Origin of the sequence: Nostoc sp. DedVER02 (genome assembly GCF_034530675.2) — a bacterium.
Lineage (GTDB): Bacteria > Cyanobacteriota > Cyanobacteriia > Cyanobacteriales > Nostocaceae > Nostoc.
In genome coordinates this window covers 1-22,085 of record NZ_JAVRCP020000039.1, presented here as the reverse complement: position 1 = coordinate 22,085, position 22,085 = coordinate 1, and the positions used below count along the sequence as shown (strand labels likewise).

General features: G+C 41.9%; 19 protein-coding genes. 8 read left to right on the top strand and 11 right to left on the bottom strand.

Annotated features, from left to right (window positions below; translation table 11 throughout):
* Positions 1-19: 19 nt before the first annotated feature.
* The 5 genes from RMZ41_RS26465 to RMZ41_RS26445 all read right to left on the bottom strand — a co-directional run bounded on the left by RMZ41_RS26465 (position 20) and on the right by RMZ41_RS26445 (position 6,500).
* Entirely contained in the window at positions 20-406 is a 387-nt protein-coding gene (locus RMZ41_RS26465; RefSeq protein WP_322639679.1) for a VOC family protein, read from the bottom strand.
* 80 nt (positions 407-486) lie between these two features.
* The gene (locus RMZ41_RS26460; RefSeq protein WP_322639678.1) at positions 487-1,014 is read right to left on the bottom strand and encodes a PEP-CTERM sorting domain-containing protein; all 528 of its coding nucleotides are present in this window, start codon (positions 1,012-1,014) and stop codon (positions 487-489) included.
* Positions 1,015-1,071: 57 nt separating this feature from the next.
* Positions 1,072-1,530 (bottom strand): hypothetical protein, encoded by a 459-nt coding sequence (locus tag RMZ41_RS26455; RefSeq protein WP_322639677.1) that lies wholly within the window; start codon positions 1,528-1,530, stop codon positions 1,072-1,074.
* A gap of 169 nt (positions 1,531-1,699) precedes the next feature.
* On the bottom strand, positions 1,700-3,343 hold the full coding sequence (locus tag RMZ41_RS26450) for an iron uptake porin (RefSeq protein WP_322639676.1): 1,644 nt from the start codon (positions 3,341-3,343) through the stop codon (positions 1,700-1,702).
* A gap of 133 nt (positions 3,344-3,476) precedes the next feature.
* A complete protein-coding gene (locus RMZ41_RS26445; protein ID WP_322639675.1) occupies positions 3,477-6,500 on the bottom strand; it encodes an alkaline phosphatase family protein in 3,024 nt (1,007 codons plus the stop codon).
* Positions 6,501-6,835: 335 nt separating this feature from the next.
* Here RMZ41_RS26445 and RMZ41_RS26440 point away from each other — a divergent pair, with 335 nt between their 5' ends.
* Together RMZ41_RS26440 and RMZ41_RS26435 are read left to right on the top strand one after the other, a co-directional pair.
* On the top strand, positions 6,836-8,218 hold the full coding sequence (locus RMZ41_RS26440) for an esterase-like activity of phytase family protein (RefSeq protein WP_322639674.1): 1,383 nt from the start codon (positions 6,836-6,838) through the stop codon (positions 8,216-8,218).
* Between the two features lie 25 nt (positions 8,219-8,243).
* Positions 8,244-8,438 (top strand): DUF5615 family PIN-like protein, encoded by a 195-nt coding sequence (locus RMZ41_RS26435; RefSeq protein WP_322639673.1) that lies wholly within the window; start codon positions 8,244-8,246, stop codon positions 8,436-8,438.
* A 65-nt stretch (positions 8,439-8,503) separates the two neighbouring features.
* Here RMZ41_RS26435 and RMZ41_RS26430 read toward each other — a convergent pair whose 3' ends face one another.
* Together RMZ41_RS26430 and RMZ41_RS26425 are read right to left on the bottom strand one after the other, a co-directional pair.
* Positions 8,504-9,784 (bottom strand): VWA domain-containing protein, encoded by a 1,281-nt coding sequence (locus RMZ41_RS26430; RefSeq protein WP_322639672.1) that lies wholly within the window; start codon positions 9,782-9,784, stop codon positions 8,504-8,506.
* A gap of 12 nt (positions 9,785-9,796) precedes the next feature.
* Positions 9,797-11,053 (bottom strand): VWA domain-containing protein, encoded by a 1,257-nt coding sequence (locus tag RMZ41_RS26425; protein ID WP_322639671.1) that lies wholly within the window; start codon positions 11,051-11,053, stop codon positions 9,797-9,799.
* Positions 11,054-11,292: 239 nt separating this feature from the next.
* Here RMZ41_RS26425 and RMZ41_RS26420 point away from each other — a divergent pair, with 239 nt between their 5' ends.
* The 3 genes from RMZ41_RS26420 (at position 11,293) to RMZ41_RS26410 (ending at position 13,561) form a co-directional block, all read left to right on the top strand.
* Positions 11,293-11,955, top strand: coding sequence for an ATP-dependent Clp protease proteolytic subunit (locus tag RMZ41_RS26420; RefSeq protein ID WP_322639670.1), 663 nt, complete (start codon positions 11,293-11,295; stop codon positions 11,953-11,955).
* Positions 11,956-12,096: 141 nt separating this feature from the next.
* Positions 12,097-12,705, top strand: coding sequence for an ATP-dependent Clp protease proteolytic subunit (locus RMZ41_RS26415; RefSeq protein WP_322639669.1), 609 nt, complete (start codon positions 12,097-12,099; stop codon positions 12,703-12,705).
* Between the two features lie 235 nt (positions 12,706-12,940).
* Positions 12,941-13,561 carry a J domain-containing protein gene (locus RMZ41_RS26410; RefSeq protein WP_322639668.1) on the top strand — a complete coding sequence of 207 codons (621 nt, stop codon included), beginning with the start codon at positions 12,941-12,943 and terminating at the stop codon, positions 13,559-13,561.
* A 193-nt stretch (positions 13,562-13,754) separates the two neighbouring features.
* On the opposite strand, the gene RMZ41_RS26405 is transcribed toward RMZ41_RS26410, so the two are convergent.
* A complete protein-coding gene (locus RMZ41_RS26405) occupies positions 13,755-14,954 on the bottom strand; it encodes a PLP-dependent aminotransferase family protein (protein ID WP_322639667.1) in 1,200 nt (399 codons plus the stop codon).
* A 757-nt stretch (positions 14,955-15,711) separates the two neighbouring features.
* Here RMZ41_RS26405 and RMZ41_RS26400 point away from each other — a divergent pair.
* Positions 15,712-16,425: a conjugal transfer protein TrbI gene (locus RMZ41_RS26400; protein ID WP_322639666.1), complete on the top strand. Its 714-nt coding sequence runs from the start codon at positions 15,712-15,714 to the stop codon at positions 16,423-16,425.
* 360 nt (positions 16,426-16,785) lie between these two features.
* A complete protein-coding gene (locus tag RMZ41_RS26395; protein ID WP_322639665.1) occupies positions 16,786-18,027 on the top strand; it encodes an S-layer homology domain-containing protein in 1,242 nt (413 codons plus the stop codon).
* A 90-nt stretch (positions 18,028-18,117) separates the two neighbouring features.
* Here RMZ41_RS26395 and RMZ41_RS26390 read toward each other — a convergent pair whose 3' ends face one another.
* Positions 18,118-19,464: an ATP-binding protein gene (locus RMZ41_RS26390; RefSeq protein ID WP_322639664.1), complete on the bottom strand. Its 1,347-nt coding sequence runs from the start codon at positions 19,462-19,464 to the stop codon at positions 18,118-18,120.
* 286 nt (positions 19,465-19,750) lie between these two features.
* Here RMZ41_RS26390 and RMZ41_RS26385 point away from each other — a divergent pair, with 286 nt between their 5' ends.
* A complete protein-coding gene (locus RMZ41_RS26385; RefSeq protein WP_041566316.1) occupies positions 19,751-20,068 on the top strand; it encodes a DUF3155 domain-containing protein in 318 nt (105 codons plus the stop codon).
* Positions 20,069-20,510: 442 nt separating this feature from the next.
* Here RMZ41_RS26385 and RMZ41_RS26380 read toward each other — a convergent pair whose 3' ends face one another.
* Both RMZ41_RS26380 and RMZ41_RS26375 read right to left on the bottom strand, forming a co-directional pair.
* Positions 20,511-21,041: a cofactor assembly of complex C subunit B gene (locus RMZ41_RS26380; RefSeq protein WP_322639663.1), complete on the bottom strand. Its 531-nt coding sequence runs from the start codon at positions 21,039-21,041 to the stop codon at positions 20,511-20,513.
* A gap of 52 nt (positions 21,042-21,093) precedes the next feature.
* Positions 21,094-21,441: a PadR family transcriptional regulator gene (locus tag RMZ41_RS26375; protein ID WP_322639662.1), complete on the bottom strand. Its 348-nt coding sequence runs from the start codon at positions 21,439-21,441 to the stop codon at positions 21,094-21,096.
* Between the last annotated feature and the right edge of the window lie 644 nt (positions 21,442-22,085).

Sequence of the window (22,085 nt, the reverse complement as noted above, 5' to 3'; positions counted from 1 at the left end):
TAATCCAAATCTATCTACTCTAATTTTCATAAATTTCTAACGGCAAATTATCAGGATCTTTAAAAAAAGTAAATTTCTTACCTGTGATTTCGTCAATTCTGATATTTTCTGTTTCTATACCTTGTGAGTTTAAATAAAAAACAGTTTCCTCAATATCATCAACTTTAAAAGCAAGATGTCTTAAACCACAAGCTTCTGGACTACTAAATCGTTGTGGAGGATTGGGAAAAGAGAATAACTCTATTTGACCATTTACTCCAACTTTTAAATCTAATTTATAAGAATTTCTTTCGGCGCGAAAAGTCTCTTGAATAATCGAAAATCCTAATATTTCGACATAAAAACTTTTAGAGCGCTCGTAGTCAGAACAAATAATAGCTATATGATGAATGTCAGTAATTTTCATGTATATTTTGTTTTTTATACAATTATTAAGAGAGTGTATGTAGTTGCGACACAACGACATTACACCCTCTGAAGTTGAGGTTAAGCTTTAATCTTTTTGATTGATCTTACCTTTCTTTTCAGGAATAAGCCAATGCTGCCAACCAGAAGTGTGCTATCTAAAGTACTAGGCTCAGGTACTTTTCGATAAGAAACTGTACCGGAATTGGGAGTTTCGGAGGATACGGAAAATGATGTTCCAGAAATTTCGTAACTTTTAGAAGGATTAACTTTGTCAAGGAAGCTGTACAGCAATCCAATAGGTGCGTTATCTGCTAATGACACTGTTGGAAATGCAAGGGGATAATCTGGATATTCAATATCATCCTTGGCAGTATAAATATTGGGGTCATTATCGAATTGAAAAGTTAGCGACTGAAGTGGTGCTACTGGAAAATTATCATTACTGAAAGTTGCGTCATCAAAGCTAAATAAACCGTTTCCTTTGGTTGTAGAACTATCAACGTTAAAGGCATAGTTAATAATTGCAGCCGATGCGGATTTAGTGCTTAATGTAGCCAAACCCAGAACAAGGCTAGTAGCGATCGCTAATTGTGAAAACAATTTCATATCGATTATCCTCAAGATAGATTTGTGTAAGTGAACTTTACAAACAACTGCCAACAGTTACCAATCGGGCGTTGTAACAACTAACTGTGTCCAAGGGGTGCAATCTGGTTCTTGAGCAGTATTTTGAGTAGGACGGGCATTGCAACCACGGACTTTAAAAGTGTATTTAACAAGATCCCTGGCTCCGACATAAGTCCAACTACGTGCTGTTGGGTCATCAATTTGCGTCACATCATCTTTGTCGTCGCCCGAACTCACTTGATAAAAATCATTTTTTTGGCATACATCCCAAGCAATCTTAATTCTCCGTACTCTTGTGGTGTCTGCAACCAAGTTGTATGGATTTCTAGAATTACAGGGAGAATTTTCTGTTTTGTTCTCACAGTTACTAGTGCTAGGGGTGCATTCAGCTAGTGTTTTGACTGGGCGAATTAACTCGGCAGAAAGTGTTGTTAATAAGATGACAGAGGCCAGACTATATCTGAAAAAAATGGAACTCAATCGTATTTTGTGCATAACAAATCCTTCAACAAATAATTCGTAATTCGTAATTCGTAATTAAAAAATGGTTAAGAGTCAAAAATCTCTACAGTTTGCCTAGTTATGTTTGGGGTCTAAATCCTCATTTATAATTTAATTACGAATTATGAATCGTTAATTGTCTTGACTAAAACCACAGCAGAATTTAGAAGGTAAAGGTAGTTCTAATAACTCCCAGTACAGCATCGCTGTTACGATCGTCGTGGTTGGGGGCAGTCAACCAAATTAAACCAGGGGTGATGGTAATATTGTCTGAAAGTGCATAGCTGTAAAAACCTTCAACATGTAAAGAGGTATTTCTGTCTTGAGCAGAGTCGCGGTTTTGTGGTGCAATTATCTCTGTAAATACATTAGCGATCGCTCCATCAGCACCGGTGACTTTCGGCTCCATACCCACAATAATCCCCGCCAAATTACCTTTTTTACCCAAATCTGGGAAAGCTAGAGCAACTGCATAGTTCCAAATATCGGCATCTCCTACGCCCAAAACCCGGGTTTTGGCATAGCCTGCCCAAGCATTAATCAAAAAGCGGGAACTTACTTGATAAGATGCTTCTAAGCCGTAAGCATTGGTGGAAGTCGGCGAATCAGTAACTAAACCCAAGTTAGCCTTTTGGCTACCTGTACCTGGGATTGCCAAATCTTCACCCAGGTTGTTGTAGGCATTGACGTAAGTTAAACCGATGCTGAAGCGATCGCTAGGTTGAAAAGTTAACTGAGCGATCGCACCATAAGATCCATTAAATAAACCTCTGTTAGCGTTGGGATTGGATGCTGTACTTGACAAATATCCCAAACTCAGTTCCAACTGATCCAAGAAACGATGTCTCAGCCCAACCCCCGCCCCATCTGGCACAAAGTAGTAGACTGAGTTACGGCTACCAAACTTGGATAAAGCACCTCTGGCTCCCTCGTCTCCATCTAAGAAGGGGTTGACTGTATCTACAAAGTCCTCAACTTCTCCTTCATTGGCAAAAAAAGTAACTTCGGTTTTTTTGCCTAGAGGAAATCTGTAAAACAGTGTCTCAATCCCAACTTGATTATTTTCAGGATCTTCATCCCCAATTTCTCCATTAAAAGCTAGAGTCCCTTCTGGCAATCTAGTTTCAGTACCATCTTCACCGGAAAAGTAATTCAGATTGAGGGCTTGTAGTCGAACTCTGAGTAAGTCTTGGCCGGTGAAACTGGTGTCAAAATTGAGGCGAACGCGATCGCCAAAAGTCGTGTTTCTGGGAATATCACCATTATCAGCATCTTGCCCAGAAGCAAACCCTGATAGAGCAAAAATGGCCTCACCATGAAGTTTTGTTGTAGTCGAAAACTGCTGTTGTTCCAAAGTTTCTAGGCGAGGTTCTAAAGCATCCACCCGGCCCCGCAAAGTAGCCAATTCCGCCGCAAACTGTTCTTGTAATTTTTGCAGAGTTGCTAAATCTTCTTTCTTAACTATGTCAGCTGTTGCAGTTGCAATTAGTTCGTTTACCCGTTCTAAACAGGCATTAATTCCAGCTGCAAACTCATAACGAGTTAAAGCTCGATTACCTCGATAAGTTGCATTAGGATAACCTGCAATACACCCATAACGCTCCACCAAAGATTGCAATGCCCCGAATGCCCAATCTGTTGGCTGTACATCCGACAGTTGAGAAACAGATGTTACCTGTTCTGCTGATTTCTGAACAGTTTCAGTTTGAGATGGAAGTGCGATCGCCCCAGTTGTGGTAGTGATTACCGAGAATAGCCCCAAAGCCACTGGAGAAATCGGCAGCCACTTCCAAAACATTTTGATCATTTTTCTGTAATCCTCACACCATTTATTATCAATTGAAAAAACAGGCAATCAAACGAAAATTAAGCTGTCCAAATTTTTGTAGAGACTTAGCACTGCGAAGTCTCTACATTCTTTTTCAGGAGATGTCTAATACTTACTTCTTAGCTTCAGTAGAGTTATTTCTTTGACTTAATTCCCAATGCTTTAGCATTTGAGCGCGATTTTGCCGTAAATCTTTACGGTTACGTTCTTCAGGATAAGGAATGCCATCACCCTTAATTCCTGCCCAGAGAATTTCGTTAAATTCTTCTGGATCGAGCTTATCTTCACCTACAAAATTGAAGCCCTTGGTCATAGCAGCCCACCATTTCCGAGCATTTAAAATGGGCATAGCTGCTGTCTTTTCAACATTTTTGTCTTTGCAAGCTGGTACTAATTTGGGGTCTACAGGATCAGCACACAAGTTACCTGGCACAATAGCTGTATAAGGTTCAAAGTTCGGTTCTCTAGTGAAGGCATCTGACATTGGTTCAGCATTAGCATCAGTAATTGCCAAATAGCCAATGTTTAACAAATCCTCCATTGTCCGCAATACGCTAATGGTGTTGTAGTTTGTGCTGACGAGCGCACCCCGTTTTGTGTAGGGCGAGATAACGTAGGCTAAAGAACGGTGTGAATCAACGTGATCTGGCCCATTCTGGGAATCATCTTCAATAATGAAAATTGCGGTTTCCTTCCACTCCGGCAGATGAGAAATTTTCTCTACCAGCTTGCCAATAGCATAGTCATTATCTGCCATTTGCAGTTCAGGAGTATTCAGCCCAAACAAAGCAGTACCAAAAGAACCAAAATGATCGTGAGATAAACGCACAAGCATTAAATTGGGTAGTCCATTTTGCTTTAGATCTCTTTCCCATTCGTTATACAAATAAATATCGGCATTATTTTGATCGAATGACCGGAAGTAAAGATCGGTTTTATCCAACAATACAGTTTTAGTAACAGGAGCTTGAGGAATGTTGTCTGCGTAGGGAGTTGGGGAGATGGGTATATAAGCCGGGTTCTTTGGATCGGGTTTAGTAGGATCGGTTTGGCTAGTGGTGTAGGGAATTGCATTATCAACGAAGAAACCGTAATTACGTACAGTCTTACCAGCACGTAGCGCTGTATCCCACAAATAACCACCAATGGCATTTGGTTCGAGATTACCATCCCCTTCAGGAGCATCAACATCCCTGTCTCCAGGCAATATGGAAGACTGCCCAGAGGGATCTAAAATTCCTGTAAGACGGGTATTGATTGGCGAGTTATTCGCGGAAGTTTGCCCTAATGCGAGACTGATATTTCGATTTGTGCCTTCGTAATCATAGGTTAAGCCGTTAAAGCCAGCGTTACCGTAAAGAACTGATTGAGTTTTTTCGGTGTAGTCTGTAGTCCGAGCATAAGTAGACCAGTTCCAACCTACGCCACTGGATTCGCCACTGTCGTAGAAGTTATCAAAAGTTGCAAAGCCAAGGGACAGCTTGTGATGATTGGGTGAAATATTGTTTGGAAACAAGGTAAGTGCCGGATCGCCATTACCGAGAGGTAAGTCACCGAGTACCTGGTCATAAGTACGGTTTTCTTTAAGTATGTAGATAACGTGCTTAATTTTGCCTTGTAAATATCTCATTGTCCGGTCAGGAAGACGATTGTAAAAACCGTTATTTTTGTCTACCTGCGTTGAAAGTAAAGCCAAAGTATTGTTCTTTGGCACTGGAATAATTGAGATACCAGCTTTTTCTAAAGCCCACGTGTACTGATTTTTAAAATTGGTGTTACGTGCTGTTCCGGCTGCTGTTGTCCGACTATTTGAGGGGTTAGGGCCTGAATTGCTCTTAGCATTGACAACGTAAAGTTTTTGACCATCTTGACTGACGCTTACAGAATTAGGATACCAGCCAGTGGGGATGCGTCCAGTCACCCGACCATTTTGCAAGTCCACAACAGCAACTGCATTCTCGCCGCCGAGAGTTACGTAAAGTGTACCTCCATCTGGGCTGAGGGCTAAAGCGTTGGGATTAGCACCTTTGTATTTATCACCAGGCCGAGACAGAGAGATGGTTTTAACAACGCTATTGCTGTTTGTGTCAATGATTGAAATCGAGTCATCGTTGCCATTAGCTACGTATAGTTGATTTTGGCTGGGCGAAAGCAGTAGTTTGTTTGGTTGGCTACCTATTGCTATCCGGGTAATTTCTCCAGAAGTAATGCCAACAGCAAGCACTTCGTTATCGCGCTGACTACTAATAAAAACTTTAGCTGCTTGACCGTTTTCTGTATTTTTGATGGCGACATCAAAAGGAAATTCCCCAGTTGCTACTTTATCACCTGGCTTAAAGAACTTAATTTCTTTAGTTACCTGACGAGTAGTGCTGTCAACTATTGAGATTGAGTCGTTTTCAAAATTAGCAGCGACTAAGGTCTTACCATCCTTACTAACTGCAATACCCGCTACAACTGCTCCTGTAGACACAGCCTTGGCTGGCGTATCCTTCAATAAACCACCATCGTATTTAGGGAAAGGGGCAGTTGGGTTAGAATTATGACCTAGTAAAATAAAGGGGGCTTCTGGTACGAACTTGCTACCATTAGACGCATAAATATAAACGCGATCGTCAATTCCACCTGAAACAAAGAAGTGTGAGCCGTCTTTTGCCCAAGCTAAACCGTTATAGGTATTCGGAATATTAATCTGTTGTTTTTTAACTAACTTACCACTACTCACATCATAGACAAAAACCCATTCAGCTTTAGGGGTTGTTGTACCACTCGGTTTACCAGTTAGCGGGTCTAATACAGGATAAGTGAAAGTACTACCTGTGTTTTCATCTTTGAAGTTTTGATTATATCCACTGGTAAGTACCAGTAAAGTTTTGCCATCAGGACTAAGGGCTGTGCTTACTGCTTCAGCTGCATCAGCATTATCATCTGTACGCAAACCAGTGGCTAAAGGTGCAAAAGTCGAGCCTGGTGCTGCTGCGGGTGTGATAATTTGACCTGTGGGCAGCAAAGCACCTCCACCCTCTAAATTACCAACTGGGCTGGTAGTCCGAGCGCTAGCCGATTGTATATTTGCACTCAAGGTACTTAACAGCAAAAGACTTAATAAATACCCTTGGTTTTTGTTAGTAACCATGTGAGATTTTTATAATAGGGATAACCATCAAGTAAAAATCTTGATAGTTAATAGTTAAGTCCTCAGTAAATTTTGGTTATGTTTTGGTAGTGGTAATTTTATTTAGTTAAGTTTTTTAAACCCCTTATTTCCTCTTTAGTTACCGTTAATTTGTATAGTTTTTCTTCCTTACTAGCAGATTGAGAATACTACTACTGAGGGTTTTCATCTAGGCTTTAATAATCTTTGATTAATCCAAGCTTAATTTTTGCTTAACCATAAAAAATGGATAATAACAAAGTAAAAGAACTGACAATATTCTTCAATAAATACTGTCTTTAAGAAATAAAACTGATATGCTCAACAAAATTCTCATTTTGTCCTTGTTGGCGTTATTTGCTGCGGCTCCTGCTGCCAATGCAGAGGTTAAATTGATTGCAATTGGGAGTCTAGATGGTAATATTAGCGATCGCTCCACCAAAACATCTGCTCCCCTAGAAAACGGCGTTCCGGGAAACCTCTTAGGTGGTTTAGGATCGGGACTGGCTTATGCTGGTTGTAACACCTTTATTGCTATCCCAGACCGAGGGCCAAATGCTGTGTCATACAACAGCACAGTCAGTGACACAGCATCCTATATCAACCGTTTCCAGACTATTAAACTCAAGCTTTCACCAAGCAAGCTTGGTTCAGCGTTGCCTTTCACCCTTACCCCTTCCTTAATTGACACGACTCTGCTATTCAGCAATGAGCCTCTTTACTACGGTAATGGTGTGGGATTGGGCTTAGGCAGTGGTGTCCCAGCCTTGAATACCAAGAACAAAAACTATTTCACTGGACGCTCAGACAACTTCAACCCCACCCAAATCTCGACATATCCCAACAATGCCCGTTTCGATCCTGAAGGGGTGCGTGTATCCAATAATGGCAAGGATATATTTATCTCGGATGAATACGGCCCTTATATATATCAATTTAACCGCAATACAGGTAAGCGGATTAGGGTCTTTAACCTACCTAGCAAGTTTGCAGTCAACAAGTTAAGTCCCGTTGGTGATACAGAGATCAGTGATAATACATCCGGTCGGGTTGCGAACAAAGGCATGGAAGGGCTTGCAATTACTCCTAATGGGAAGACCCTGATTGGTATTTTGCAAAGTCCTTTGCTCCAAGACGGTGGTACTAATGGTGCTTATACCAGAATCGTCAAAATTGACATAGAAACAGGTGCTACTCAGGAATACGCCTATCAGCTAGATAATATTGGTACATTGGCTAAACCCAAATATCCGACTGTAAGTGAGATTTTGGCTATCAGCGATCGCGAATTGTTAGTAGATGAACGCGATGGCAAGGGATTGGGAGATGGTTCCAAGGCTGCCTTCAAGAAAATCTACCATATCGATCTGACAAATGCTCAAGAAATAAGCAATATCACTGGCGAAAACAACCTTGTTGGTAAGGCAGTAAGCAAAACCCTGTTCCTTGATGTGGTGACTGCGCTAACTCAAAACGGCTTCAAAGAAGAGGACATTCCGGCCAAGCTTGAAGGTTTAGCCTTCGGAGAAGATGTGGTTATCAACCATGTGAAAAAGCATACGTTATTTATCACCAATGACAACGACTTCGTTGGTACTATAGCGCCGGCTATTGACAACCCAAACAAATTTTTCGTCTTTGCGGTTGACACTACTGATTTACCAGGTTTTGTGCCCCAGGATATTAAAGCAGAAGATTGATATTCAGTTCAGCAAGCTTTAATTTTTGCATCGTCCTACTTGGGCGATCGCATCATTGAATTACCTAACCACTATGAAACTGTTGCTTGATCAGGGATTACCACTCTCTGCGGCAGCATTGCTACGTAATGTAGGTATTGACACCATCCATGTGGGTGAAATTAGGATGTCTGAGACTGAAGATGCAGAAATCATCCAGAGAGCTAGAGAAGAGGTTTAATATACCGATTTTGAAATTGAAAATACTGTACAAGCTCACCGTTAATCAGCAACGCTGAATTTTTACTATTCCTGTAAAACAGTCTTTGATACAATCCTAGTTTTCTTGAGGTCTGCTTCCGAAAGTTCTTCGCCAGCTTGCAAGCGAGTGGCGGAACTTTGCAATACCGTTGCGGCACCTTTATCTCCAATTTGTAAAGCGGTTTTAGCAGCTGTTTGTAGCATCGTAGCTGCACCAGTGCGATCGCCTTGTAGCAATTTCGCCTCGGCTAACTGGGTTTGACGATACTTAGCTAATGCCAAAATAGACTGCTGCACCTGCGGATTAGATGCTGGTTGATACGCCCGCACTACATCTGCATATATCGGCATCAGAGGGGAAAGTAAGCCTTCTTGGTTAACTAACGGGTCATCATAACGAATTTGCAGATGCCCAATTGTTTGTTTACCCTCTGGCAATTGTCCCAGATAAATGTTCGCCAAAACTACCCGTTCTACATCCTGCATTAAATCTCCCAAACGTACAGCAAAGCTACCATCAGCTTCAGTTTCCACTGGTAACTCGATTGTGTCTGGGGCAACTTGAGCAATGGGTTTCAATTCTGCTAGTCGGACATTGGGCACTAGAGATAACAGCAAGTAGGCATTCGTTAGCCCAATAGATTGAATTCGTCCAAACAGTCGGCTAAATTGCTCTACAGCTTGTTCGGGACGTTCTATATGAGCTAAAGTCCCACCACCGACATCAGCAATTTTTTCTAGTAAATCCTGATTCCAACTATTGCCAAATCCGAAAGTATTGATAGTTAGGTTCAGTTTGGCAGCTTTTTGCGCCAGTTTGAGACAGCGCTTATTGTCATCTCGCCCAATATCCCACTTCCAAATCCGCAAACCGCTTTCACCATGTCCATCTGTCAGCAGAAACGCCTGAGAAACAGCGCCTCTTGTGCCCTTCATCAGTTCTGTAATTCCCAGTTCTAAACCGTCAGCGATCGCTGTACCGCCGCTAGCACTGAGTTTACTTTTTATTTGGGATTTGATGCTTTCGGGGTCTTCGATGACTTGGTTGGGGATAACGACTTCCGCAGAACCAGAAAAAGCCACAACTGAGATGCGATCGCCAACTTTCAATCGATCTACTAATCCTTCCACTGCCTGAATCACCGTTTTAATCGGTTGTCCGTGCATAGAACCACTTCTATCCAGAATCAAGCAGAGGTTAAGGGGTAGATTTTGATCGAACTCGCCAGCAATCGCAAAAATCGTTATTGCTAGTTGACGTTGGCTACTTGTTTGAGCCACATCAACATTATTGTCATTTAACGCCGATAGCAATTTAACTTTCATCTAAACCTGAGTTTACTGGGGAGGGGTATCTTGCAAAACTGTTTTGGAGACAATTCTGGTTTTCTTGCGATCGCTTTCAGATAAATCTCCACCAGATTGTAGCTGGGTAGCAGAAGTTTGCAACACCGTCGCTGCCCCAGTATCTCCCATTTGCAGCGCAGTTTTAGCAGCTGTTTGTAGCATTGTCGCTGCACCACTGCGATCGCCCTGTTGCAATTTCGTTTCGGCTAGCTGGGTTTGGCGATACTTAGCTAATGCCAAAATCGACTGTTGCACCTGGGGATTCGGATCTGCTTGGTAGTTTCTCACGACATGGGCATAAACTGGGATATTTGGTGTAACTAAACCTACCTTATTGGAGGCTGGATCGTCGTAGCGGACTTGCACATTAGCGATCGCTTGTTCACCTGCTGGCAATTGTCCCAAATAAATATTAGCTAAGATTACCCGTTCTGCATCTTTCATTAAATCTCCCAAGCGCACAGCGAAACGTCCATCAGTTTCTTGTTGGACTGGTAACTCAATTGTGTCTGGAGAAACTTGGGCAACAGGTTTAAGTTCGGCTAATCTGACATTCGGCATCAGAGAGAATAACAGATAAGCATTAGTCAATCCCACTGTTTGAATGCGGCTGAACAGGCGATTAAACTCATCCACAGCCTGTTCGGGTTTTTGAATGTAAGATAAAGTACCCAAACCAGCATCAGCAATTTTTTCTAAAACATCTTGGTTCCAGTTGTCACCAAAGCCCAGAGTGTTCAAAGTCAAATTATAACTAGCGGCTAATTGGGCAAATTTCAAACAGCGATTGTTATCACCATGTTCATTTTCCCCATCGGTTAATAAGAAGGCTTGAGAAACAGTATCTTTTTTTCCCTTCGCCAACTCCTCAATCCCCAAACGCAGTCCTTCATCAATTGAAGTTCCACCATCGGCGGCTAGGCGATTAATTTGATTTTTTATTTTCTCTGGATTTTCGACACTTTGACTAGGTACTAAGACTTTGGCGCGGTGATCGAAAACTACAACACTGAGGCGATCGCCAGGATTAAGTCTATCTACCAGACGATTCGCAGCTTTTTTGACCGTTTCTAGCGATCGCCCATTCATCGAACCACTATGATCGAGAATTAAACATAAATTCAGGGGCACATGCCGATCTTGAGTCTCTGCGATCGCCGAAATCGAAATTCCCAACTGACGTTGACTATTCAGTTGATTCGCGTCCAAATTACCATCATTCAAGGCAGGCTGCAAGCTAACCTTCATAACTTAAAGTCCCTATTGCAGGATATACATATTAATAAATAACTTCAAAGCACCACTTTAGCTCTACGGAAAACCTATCCGATACAAATACATGAATATAATCAGAATATCTTAGAAGCCAAACATTGGCAGATGCAAAGCCACCTGAAGCATTAGGGAGAAATCCGCACCTTGAGGGAAGCGTGCATCGCGCTAGGATGTATTACAGTTAACGGCATAGTTTCAGGCGATCAGTTGCTATGGACATTTCCCCAATCAAAGCTGTTCAAGCCCCATATTACGGCGATAGCTCTTACCGGACACCACCGCCAGATTTACCTTCCCTCTTATTGAAGGAGCGAATTGTCTATATTGGGATGCCACTGGTGCCTGCTGTCACGGAATTGATCGTAGCCCAATTGCTGTTTTTGCAATCCGACGACCCAGAAAAACCGATTAAAATCTATATCAACTCCACCGGCACATCCGGTTACAGTGGTGAACCCATTGGCTTTGAAACCGAAGCCTTCGCCATCTACGACACCATGAAATATATCAAGCCTCCTATCCATACCATCTGCGTCGGTTCCGCGATGGGTATGTCAGCGATGCTTCTCAGTGCTGGGACAAAAGGTTGCCGCGCTAGTTTGCCTCACTCTTCGATTATCCTGCATCAGCCTAAGAGCTACGCCCAAGGTCAAGCAACGGATATTCAAATTCGGGCTAGGGAAGTTTTGGTAAACAAAGGCGCGTTAGTTGATATCTTACATCGCACCACCGGACAGCCCCCAGAAAAAATTACTAAAGACATGGATCGGCTGTTATATTTAACACCCTACGAAGCAAAGGAATACGGTTTAATTGACCGAGTTTTTGAGAAAGAAGAACTCGCAAATCCCCCCCTGCCAGCCAGTGTTCTTTAATTTTTTCTTTGTCATTTGTTCTTTGTCATTCGTCCTTTGTTAATAACCAAAAATTATTAATTGTTAACGACCAATGACTAATGACTAATGACCAATGACCAATGACTAATGATCAATGACTAATTAAGAACGGAGTAAATTATGCCTATAGGCGTTCCTAAAGTTCCTTACCGGATGCCCGGAGGACAATATACAGATTGGATTAGCATCTACGATCGCCTTTACCGGGAACGGATTATTTTCTTGGGGCGAGATATTGATGATGAAATTGCCAATCAAATAATTGCTGTAATGCTGTATCTGGACTCCGACGATCCAGGTAAAGATATTTATTTATACATCAATTCCCCTGGTGGAATGGTAACATCTGGCATGGCAATTTTTGACACCATGCAACATATCAAATCAGATGTAGTGACTATTTGCGTGGGTTTAGCTGCTTCAATGGGGTCTTTCTTATTAGCTGCTGGCACCAAAGGCAAACGCATAGCATTGCCTCATTCACGGATTATGATTCACCAACCTTCAGGTGGAACCCGTGGACAAGCAACCGATATCGAAATTGAAGCTAGAGAAATTCTGCGGATTCGTCACCAGCTTAATGGCATTTATGCCGATAAAACCGGTCAGACCATAGCAAAAATTGAAAAAGATATGGATCGTGACTTTTTCATGTCTGCTGAAGAGGCGAAAGAATACGGTTTAATTGACCGTGTAATTGAAGAAAGAACCCTTATCGTACCAGAGTAGGGAGCAGGGAGCAGGGGACAAGGGGACAAGGGGACAAGGGGAATACCCCATTCCCAGTCCCTAATTCCCCATTCCCAATTCCCAATTCCCAATTCCCAATTCCCAATTCCCAAACAATTTGTCAACATTGAACTTTAAAATAGACCATTAGCCATTATCATTAATAATCCAGGCTTGAAGCTGATAATGACAGATAATAGCCGATAGCTAAATATTCGATAGCTCATAGCTCAAGATGGATCTTGGAGATTGCTACCGTTTGCTAGGTTTAAGATCGGGAGCTTCTTTTGCTGAAATCAAAGCGTCTTACCGACGATTGGCGCAGCAATATCATCCCGATATCAACCCAGATGACAACAAAGCCAAAGATAAGTTTATTGCCTTGACAGAGGCTTACAAACTCCTGCTGACGGTAGTACTGCCAGAGGAAACTGTTGCACATTCAAGTCAGGTGTCAACTGGGAGTGGTGACGCGAAGGCAACGCAGCGACAGAAAACACCAGTGACAACGGTGACAAACCAAGAACCGGGGAAACCCAAGCCGCCTAATCTGTTGGAAATAGAAGAACGGCTGAAGTGGAAGACTTATGAGCAATTGCAGAGATTTTTGCAAGAAAGACGATTTCCCCAAGCGATCGCACTGGCAGAAGCTTTAGCAGATCGGTTGTCCACAGATGCAGAAGTCAGGCAATGGTTAGCGATCGCCTATCAAATTTGGGGACGGGCACTAATTTCTGAGAACCAATTGCTCAAAGCCAAAATTTATCTCAAGAAAGCTTTGAAAACAGACCCCCATAATAAAAGTCTCTGGTATGAAGTGCAGCGCGATTTCCAACGATTAGAACAAATTTTTTAAAGATTTACAAAATTTAAAACCTGCTGAAATCTCGTTTCTAGATAATTTGTACCATATTTAATTTGCACAGCTAGGGCGGGCAAGATGCCCACCCCACAAAAGTTATCAGGAGGCGTTAGTCTCCCAAAAAGCATTCCTCATCTGAGACTGAGAACGAATTACGAATTACGAATTACGAATTACGAATTATAAATTACCTCAATCCGCGCAGCACTGAGCCTAATGTAGCAATTCCCTCAACAATTTTCTGTGTAGGCTGAAAGCTAAAAGCTAACCTGATGGCATCATCTCCCTGTCCATTGGCGTAGCAGCGAGTTCCTGGCAGAAAGCTGATGCCGTGTTCGCTGGCAGCCAAAAGGAGTGCTTTGGCGCTGATATCTGGTGGCAATTTACACCAAACAAAAAAGCCGCCATCGGGACGCAAAGCAACTATATCACTGGGGAATTCTTGAGCGATCGCTTCTAACAACAAATTGCACTTATGCTTATAGCAGGCGATTAGCTCTTGAATGTGATTCTCTAGTTTCCCTGTAGCACAGTAACGGGCAACAACATGGCTGACAAATGGCCCCACAGGCCCCTCACTTTTGAACATCGCCAGCCGCTCAATAATCGCTGGATCGCCACAAGCCCATCCCAGGCGGATACCAGGCGCAATAATTTTCGAGAAGGTACTCACATATAATACCCACCCCTCCTGGTCTAGGGTTGCCAAGGGAGGCATAGTTTCTCCTTGGAAGTGCAAATCGCTATAAGCATCGTCTTCCACTATGAGAACGCCATACTCAGCCGCTAACGCTACCAGTTTTTGGCGGCGAAATAAGGGCATAGTAGCGCCTGTAGGATTATGAAAGGTGGGAATGGTATAAATAAATCGGGGTCGGATGCCCTGTTTCTTCAAATCGTTCAATGTCACTTCTAGAGCATCTACATCCATCCCCAACTCATCTACAGGAATGGTAATTATGCGTGCGCCAGCGTGGACAAATCTGGCAACTACTCCTAAAAAAGTTGGCCCTTCCACAATTACGACATCACCAGGTTCCACAAACACATCTGGTAGCAAGCCGAGAATCTGACCAGAACCGTAGCCAATGATTAGGCGATCGCGATCGGCAGTGATTCCCTTAGCCTGCAAACGGAGGATAATTTGCTCATACAGTTGAGCCGAAGGTGGGCCGTAATTGAGAGCGATGGGAGCCTCTTCTGCTAGCACAACGGCACTTGCAGCAGCCAAGTCAGCATGAGGAAAGAGAATTGGGTCGGCTAGACCGTAGGCAAAGCTGACAGTGACAATTTTGCTTAACTCTGTACCGTAAGTAGGTGGTGCGAGGTTTTTTGCTCGTTCGGCGAACAAATCAGTAATTTGGTGAGCAGGGGTTGTAGAAACCATAAATAGTTAAAAATTGGAAGTCAGAATACAAAAAATACAAGTAGGTAATTTAGTGAAAAGTCAGATTAAAAGCTTCCTTTGATCCAAACTTTTCACGAGAATGAAGGTCTAAAGTTTCGTTAGTTGCCCAGAATTCATAGTGGATTGTCGCTGCTGACGGATGTATTCTTTCTTATAACATCATCAGAACTATCGTGAATTTTGACTGAGAGAACGGAATTACTACAGTGAGTCCCCAGAGGGTTACACTGGTTCAAAAACATGAATCAGGATCGGGCATTTTGGGACATAAAACAGGAGTCAGAATACAGAATTCAGAATTCAGAATACTCTACCCATAAAGGGATAGAGTTTTAAGGCGAAAGTATTTTTATTCTTTTCGTTTGACTTCGGGCGAAAGCGTGTAGTGGGGCAAAGCCCGGTTAAAACCTCTATTCGTCACCCACTCGTACAGAATTCATACTTGAATTCTGACTCCTGAGTTCTGAATTCTTCTTATAAATAAGAAAACAGCACTTGGGAACAAAGTTATCCTAATTTACGTCCTATAATAGCTTCTGATTTGAGTGATAAATATTAGCCGGATACAAATTTTGGGGTGCGATATCTCTGATAGGCTACCTCAATGCAGAGATTCCCTTTGGTAATGAGTACTTTTATCTTCGGAATACGCTTATATAAGTTCAAAAACAGTCAGAAACAAACTCAGTAAATCACCGTCATTACATAAATAACATACACGAAGGACAACCCTCTTATGACTCACCTATATCAATGGAAATCTGGAACTGCTGCACTTATGGCAATAGCCGTTACTGCAAGCGTCGCTAGCCCATTGTTAATATTAGCTCCTGCCAATGCACAATACAGAATTGGACAGGACAGAACTGGGCAATATGGAAACGTTACCATTCCTTCTGGAGTTACTTTTCCTGTTAAGTACGAGAAAGAGACAATTACTATTGCTCCCGGAGAAAGTAAATCTCTGACCTTGAGGATAGCCAATGACATTATCGATAGGAATAGAAATGTCTTGATTCCTGCTGGTACGAAAGTAAATGGACGGTTAGAGCCTGTTGACTTAGATAGTTATTCAAGAGATACAGATGATAACAAAGGAAAAGGCGTGCGATTTGTCGCTCAGGAATTAGAATTTTCTAATGGTCAGCGTCAATCGATTAATGCAAGTTCTCGGACATACACCACAACTGAAAAAGTGTCACAGAAGCCAAGTACAGGTCAGGTTATAACTGATGCAGCTATTGGTACAGGTGTTGGTCTTTTAGGTTCACTAGTGACTGGAAACCGCAAAATTGACGATTTAAAACCTATTGTCGGTGGGGCTGCGGGTGCGAGTGCAAGTGTACTGTTGCGGAAAAAAGAAGGAAATGCTTTTGTTCTTAGACCTGCACAGGATTTAAGGCTCACACTGAATTCTAACTTGAATTTAGTACCATCATCCCGCTACTAGATTTAACTGAATTCAAGTTGTGAATTTATCACCCCTAATATAGCGATCGCCACTTCTAATATAGTGTGCGATCGCTTTTAGTTTTTACCCTAAAAAATCTCTTTTTTAGCAACTATCCTGCCTCTGGGTCGTCTCATTCGGAGAAACACTTGTTTAATAGCATTCATCAGTCAGAGGCTAATTACACTATTAGTTAGTGTGAGCTAGATTGACAAACTCTCTATGATTTTAAGTGTCTGCTTGGCTATATGACAAAAGTAATGGTTTTTACAAAAGCAGAAATTAATGGGAACCTCGGACTTTAGCAAATGTCTAATTAATTAACAGTAATAAAAATAATTGTACCGGAGTTAAAAACTAATGTTTACTTTAAATCGTTTGCAATCTGGAACAGCTGCACTCATGGCTTTAAGCGTCACAGTCGGCACTGTAGCACCTTTTATGACAGCTTCTCCATCTTTAGCTCAAACTACTTTTTCTGATGTTTCATCTAATTATTGGGCGGCACAATTTATTCAACAATTATCACAGCGAGGTGTAATTGCCGGATTTCCTGATGGTAGTTTCCGTCCTGAAGAAGCGGTGACACGCGCTCAATTTGCCGCTATGGTCAACAAAGCTTTCCAGAAATCACAGCAGCGATCGCCAATCAATTTTGCTGACGTACCTAGCAACTATTGGGCATCAAGTGCCATTCAGCAAGCCTATACCATTGGTTTCTTATCTGGATATCCTGGTAATCGCTTTGAACCTAACCAAGCTATTCCTCGCCAACAGGTTTTAGTTTCTCTCGCTAATGGTCTGGAATATAGTCCTAGTGGCAATACCGAAAGCACTCTGCAATACTTCAACGATGCCTCTAACATTGCCAGCTATGCCCGTAGTCCGATCGCAGCCGCAACTGAAAAGCAAATTGTGGTGAACTATCCTAATGTGAAGTTCTTGAATCCAACTGCAACCGCCACTCGCGCCCAGGTAGCAGCTTTTATCTATCAAGCATTGGTTAGTTCTAACCAAGCCTCAGCAATTAACTCGCCTTATGTCGTGGCTGTCGGGTCTACTACTCCAACGCCTGTAGCTGTAACAATTCCTCAAGGAACTGCTATTCCTGTGAAGTATGACAAGGCAGAAAAAATTCTGGTTACAAAGGATGAAACTGCGCCTCTGACGTTGACAGTATCCCAAAACGTAGTAACACAAGACGGATCTGTAGTGATTCCGGCTGGTAGTCAAGTTATTGGTCAACTAAAACCTGCTACAGGTGGTTCTCAATTCATTGCCCAGAAATTGGTTTTGACCAGTGGACAGGAGTATCAGCTTAACGCTAGTTCTGAAGTGATTACTAAAACTGAAACCGTCAAGAAGGGTACTAGTGTTGGTTCAATTATCAAAAATACTGTATTGGGTGCAGGTGCAGCAACTGCGGTATCTGCCGTCACAGGCGATCGCGCGATCGCCACAGAAGAAGTTTTGGGTGGCGCTGGTATCGGTGCATTGGTTGGTCTGTTCTTCGGTAAGAGTAGTGTTGACTTAATTGCCATTGATCCAGATACCGATTTACAAATGACAATCAATCAAAACTTGTTGGTGTCACTAAGATAGGAATTGGGAATGGGGAATTGGGAATGGGGACAAACAGAAAGTTCTTTTCTTATGACTCCTAACTAATGACAAATGACAAATGACAAATGACTAATTTTGAACTTCTGGCAACCAAATAATAAAAGTAGTCCCCGGTGCATGGGGTGAAGTTAGCTTAGAGTTGATTGCAGGGCTGAAAACCTCGATTTCGCCCTGCATTTGCTCTATTAATTGTTTTGCGATCGCTAACCCTAAACCAGTGCCAGGGATTTCTGTCTGCGCTTGTACACCGCGATAATGCCGTTCTCCAAGATGTTCTAAATCTTTGGGTGGAATACCAGGCCCGTTATCACTAATTACAATTCCCTGAAAATTAGCTTTTTCTTGCCCCGCCTGAATCAAAATCTTGCCACCAGCGGGAGTATATTTCAAAGCATTATCGATGATGTTAGTTAAAACCTCTCGTAATGCTTTGATGTTGGCACGTACCAGGGGTGAATTATGTTTAATTTCAGTTATTACTTTTAGCTTTCGCTCTTGGGCGATCGCTTTGGCTGATATTAATAATGGTTCTAATATATCTGCTAAGGAGCAATCAACTGCTTTATCTCCTGTTCCCGGCAATAATAGTGGTGGTTTAGCGGATTTTTGAATAGTTGCTTCCACAAATACTTCATGTTCGGGCAGATGTAATGGTGCTAAATCTGTTTCTGTCAAGTCAATTACTTGATCGAATTGTTGCAGTAATTCTTTGAGGCGATCGCTTTCTCGCACAATACTATTTGCTACATCTCGGTTGGCCTCTCCTGGCCGCAACCTTTTCAATAGCAGTTTCCCAAAAGTCCGCAATGCCGTTAATGGGTTACGAAACTGATGCAACAGGTTATCTAGCAAATCCCTCTGTTTTTCTTGGAGAATTTGTTGCTCATGTAACTGCTGCTCAAACCATGCACGGCGTTGATCTAAAATACAAGCGATCGCTAATGTTTGGGCTATCCGTTGAATCTGACTTTCCTCGTGTTCATTCCATGTCCGGTCTTGCCTACCTGTCACCAATAACCCCATCATTACACCCTCATAAACCAGAGGCAAAACAATTTGCTTCCCACTAAAGAGATATTCTTCTTTAAGATGGGGTTGAGATGCCTCAGACTCCGGTGACGTGGTTGAAGATACTGATTCTGATGTCAATAACCTTCTGCGATCGTTGGGTAATATCAACACATTTCCAACTTGAAGTTGCTTGTGTACTGTTGTCTCAGTAGGCTCTTCTCCTGGAGGTAATAATGCTGTTTCTGGATAAATTACCACAGGAATCAGTTTGGCCTCACCAGAAGAAGACTCTACCAATTCTTGTGTCAGGTACACAATACTTAAAGTTGCTCCCAGCCCTTGGGTTAGCAGCGCTATTTGCTCTCGACACAAAGCAATAAAATCGGAACTGGCAGACATTAACATTTTTTAGTTCTTGCTCAAGATTACAGATTTTGAGGCATGATGATAAGAGAGGATACTTAATTTTTACCTCACTCATTCAATAAAGCTTAACTAAAATCTTCTTAGTGATGGTTTGTACCAAGGGATTATTTTCTTAGGTGATTTTGTTTTATCTATTTTCAAAGATGTTAACTTTCGTGCATGAAAAGGTTAAAAACTATTGATATTTTGAACTAGAACTTATATAATGACGACGGATTTTGTAGCTAACACTACAATCTATAGCTTGAAAGAGGAGGACAATCGATTGGCAAGGAGACGCAAAAGGAAAAGTCGCCGTCGTCAAGAAGGACGGAGGATTCTGGAACACGTGCCTCAATATAGCATCGAAAGTGGTGAAGAAAAACCTGTTACCGCAGCGAGAAGATTTATTCAAGCTGAAGGTATTTTGCCGCCAGCGTTGCTACTCGTAAAGCGAAATGAACACACTACAGATCGTTATTTCTGGGCAGAAAAGGGACTGTTTGGTGCTCAATACGTAGAGGAAAACCATTTCTTGTTTCCTAGCTTGAGGGTGTTAGAACCTTCGCCTGGTCAAGAACCTCTTGCTTTAGCTAGTCGGTGAACCATAGATGGTCATCTTACGCATTGAATGTGGCTCCTGACTATCATTAACTGGCAAAATTGCTAAGTTTATGCAAAATTTAATTTTTTTTTAGTTTTGGAGCTGATTTGTCAGTAAGTCTAATCCAGGTAGTTTGAAAATCAACTAGTTTCAAAACACGCTAGATTGTATGGGTTGATACTAGTGTCATGATATAGAAAGGAGTGGCTATAGAGCCAAGCGCCTCCAAAAGCGCTAGTGAAGTTGCGCTCTTATGCCAAAAATTATTAACCAAGCTCTGTCAAGGAATTTAAGTTAATTAATTTAAATTTTTCCCCACGACTTATATTGTGGGGAAAATTGACAAAGCAGAAGTCTTAATTTTCTCCTTCCTAACTTTTCATTCCCTAAAGATTAGATTGGGTCAGAAGTCTGCATATCATAAGTTAAAAAAAACCAACAATTATTCACCAGCCTCGAACTGTAGAGTCTTCTGTAACTCACTGAGTTCATCCCGATGGGCGACTACAGTGACCTTACTTGAGGAAGTTTGTTCGCTCTGAGTTGTTTCTACTTTGAGCGAAACCTTCTCAAGTCTTCCAGATTTCTTCCAATAAAATAGACCACTTAAAGGCGATAGCAGTACCATAGCCAGAACAAGGGGACTGAGGTTAGGAAAAAGCAGGTATACGACTAGTGAGAGACAAACAATCCCAGTCGCTGCCAGTAGAGTTAAAAATATGGCTAAGAACCAACTAGGACGAACATTCCCTTCAAAAGTCACTTTGTTTTGTTCTCGGTCTACCTCTGCCACTCGGTAAGACCGGGAGCGAAAATACTCTTTTAATTGAGACATTAAAGCAGCTTCGTCTTGCTGAGATACCAGTTGCACTGTTTGTATGCGGTCTTTAGTCGAGGCACGAATAAAGAAAAACAGCCCAACCGATAACAACAAGGTTAGCAGAAACGTAGATGGCAGAATAGCACTATCCATAACTGATTGTTAGTGTTTGACTGGAGGAGACTTATTCATTATCAATTATTCGTTACTTTGTTCCCCTATTAATGTAGTTCAGCCATTGAAAAGCTAAATCCTGTGCTTGAACTTGCCATTCTGGAGAAACTTGGTACATCCGTCGGGGTCGTCCTCGTCCTTCCAGTTTCTTCCAATATCCAGTAATTGCCTTTTGGTCTTCCAGAAATTTGATTGCACTATAAAGTACGGTATCCGAAAGTCTATAGGTTGGATATTCAGTTTCTAATTGCTCAATCAACTCGGTTCCGTAGGATTCACCTTGTAATAAAACAGACAGTATGTAACAAACTGCTACTTCCTGACAAAGGTAAGTTGGCGGAGGATTTTCAAAGAATTGATATATATCCTCAAGTTTCATGGTTAGTGAATGGCTAAAAAAATGCTTTATGGTAAGGTCTACAATCCTTGTAGTCAGTATAGAGTGCTACTAGTAAGTCAGTAGTATATATAATGCTACTTAGACTAGATTTCCAAAGCGTAAATACCAAATGATTATCTACGCCCCTGAAGTCATGCGAATTGCAAGTTTTAGAGGCAGAAAACCTTTCCCCTAACTCAAGCTCAATACGGTGTGGTGAGGAAGGAGCGAACGGAGAGTGGCAAAGTTACTTTAGTACGCAAGGTACTTAGTTCAGTTAGATTAAGGCAAATGCCATAACTAGTTAGAATTGCTTAAGTAATAAAATGCCACCGAAGAAATTTTACAGGTAAAATGCAATTTTGTCTGTAAAACTTAATAAACACTTTGTTTTACAGTGATTTTCCCAATGAAAAGCATAAAAACTTAAGCTATGAGATATGTCTAATTTAAAGCTGCTACGGTAGTGGACACACTTAAGTAGTAAGCATTACTGAAGAATTCAGGAGTCATAATTATGTCCGCTTGATTGCTTGTTACACTCATTGCACCCCTCCCCACCTGCGGGGCTACGGTGTACACACAAGTCGAAGTAAACTACTAGGGGAAGGGATTTGAGGGTGCAAGAGAGAGTGGAAAATCCA